Source organism: Aphanothece hegewaldii CCALA 016 (genome assembly GCF_003007785.1).
Taxonomy (GTDB): Bacteria; Cyanobacteriota; Cyanobacteriia; order Cyanobacteriales; family Microcystaceae; genus Chroococcus; species Chroococcus hegewaldii.
The window spans coordinates 1-2,192 of sequence record NZ_PXOH01000094.1; the positions used below are offsets into that span (position 1 = coordinate 1).

Annotated in this window: 1 protein-coding gene; it reads right to left on the reverse strand. The window is 45.9% G+C overall.

What is annotated here, in order from left to right; genetic code table 11:
- Positions 1 to 2,192, reverse strand: a 2,192-nt coding sequence (locus tag C7H19_RS25060) for a CARDB domain-containing protein (protein ID WP_281261739.1), incomplete at both ends; no start/stop codon positions are given.

Genomic DNA, 2,192 nt, shown 5'->3' on the forward strand with positions numbered 1-2,192 from the left:
AAGTCGGGTGGAGGGGTTAAGCTAATTTGTATGGCTTCTGAGACGCGGCTGTTGTTGGTGGTGTAGATGAATTCTTTTGGTCCAGACGTATTGGCAACAATATAGTAAGTTCCGTTAAGTCCGTTGGGCAGAAGAACAGAGACGGAGCGCTGGTAAGTATTTCCCGCCGCTAAAGCACCTGCCCGTTCAAATCTTCCTAGGTCGGCAATGATATTTTGCCCTTCTGCATCACTTGCTAAAAAGAGGCGGTCTGTCCAAGAACTGGTGTTGGTGATGCCGATGCCTTGGTTTTTAACGCTCCAAGACACGGTAAGAAGATCCGAACTGTTAGCGGTTGGGTTTGTTGTTAATGTCGGAATAACTAAATCAGCGTAGGGAATGGAAACAACATCAAAGTAGTTGGTTGCGCTGGCTTGGTTGTTAGTTTCTAATTGATTTTCAAAGACAATTTTGTCGGCATCGGTCGAGACAAACAGGCGATAGTGTCCTTCAAAGGTGGGTGGGAGGAGAATTGTTTCGTGACGCGAGTAGCTATCTCCGACATCGAGTCCGCCCGTATGAATGTACTGCATGATGACTTGATCATCGCCGTTGCCTACGATTTCATCGCTTGAGAGAATGACGAGATCCCTCCATTGCTCGGTGCGTCCTCTACCGGTTCCGATGTTGGTCACTGTCCAACCGATCTCAACGGATGCTGGGTCGCCAAGGGTTAGGGCAGGGGCCATAATAGAAGAGACCGCTAAATCGGCGTAGGGAGCTAGTTTAATTTCAAATGCCGAGGTGGTCACGTTGTTATTTTCTGCACCCAGTTCTTTTACGGTTCTAAAAGCATCGGTGACGACGAGCAGATGGTAGTTCCCGCTTAGAGAAAGAGGAATATTCCAGCTAATTTGTGCTTCAAAGCTTGTTTGTGAATAGAGCGTTTCGGTTGCATTAAATTGACCGAGGAGTAAGTCGGTTGCGTCGAAGAGCGTGTCGGTAGAGAGGTAGATGAGATCGCTCCAAGTGCTAAGAGTGGGAGCGGTTCCCGTATTAGTTGTTGTCCAAGTTAAAGGAATGGTTGTTCCAGATGTGACTTGCAGTGGCGCAGTAATGAGGGCAACTAGGTCGGGATGTCCTATCTCAAAAGCTACAGATGCTTTTTGGTTGTTGATTTCTCCTGTTGGACTTTCAATAAGTTGGTTAAGAGCATCAGTGACGACTAACAGGCGATAGTTGCCGTCAGGTAGATCTGGTACAATAATTTGTGTTGAGGCGGTATAGCTTTCTTGCACACCAAGGCTAAGGTTACGAATAACGTCTGTCACGAAAATGCTACTCTCTAGAGTCCCGTCTGGCGAGAGATAGAGACGGTCAACCCAAGCACCCGTTGCGGTTTGGCTTCCCTCGTTACTAACTGTCCAACTGAGTGAGATCGTTTGACCAGGTTGAGAAATTTCAAGCTGTGGAACGGTGAGCGAAGAGACGCTTAAGTCGGGAGCAAGGAGTCGAATGGGACGAGTTGTTCGGTTATTAGTTTCGTCAGTTTCTTGCTGTGTGTTGTTAAAGTCAGTTGTTAATAATAGATAGTAATTGCCGAGAGCGAAATCAGAAAAGTTAAGGTTGGTGGTAATTGTATAGTTGGATAGAGCTTCTAGAGGCTCCTGATTTTGAGTACTTAATAGTAAATCCCCATCGTCCCATGTCTCATCGGCGGAAAGATATACTGTATCAGTCCAGTCGGCTATCGCTTTTCCGTTACCTTGATTGCTGATTGTCCAAGAAATATTTGCTGTTTCTCCCCATACGACTGTATCTGGTGCAGCAAGATTAGAAACTATTAAGTCGGCTGCGGTTACTTCAAAGGGCTGGGCTTTGATGTTGTTTAACTCGTTCGATTCTTCTTGCTGGTTGTCTGGGTCGATAACTAAGAGTAAATAGTAACTTCCTACGGTTGTTTGAGGAATGACGAGTTTTTGAGTTTGGCTGTAACTTTGTGAAATTAATAGGGGAGTTTGTTCTCCTGTCGGTTGAGTGAAGAGCAAAATATCTTGGGCATCGAGTTGGGCATCTTGAGAAAGATAAATAAGATCGCTCCAAGTCGCACTCGCTGTTGCAAAGCCAACATTAGTTACGCTCCAGTTTACGGTAATTTGCTCTTGCCAAGCCACTGTCTGTGGTACATTGAGGCTTCCTACTAAATCGGGAGT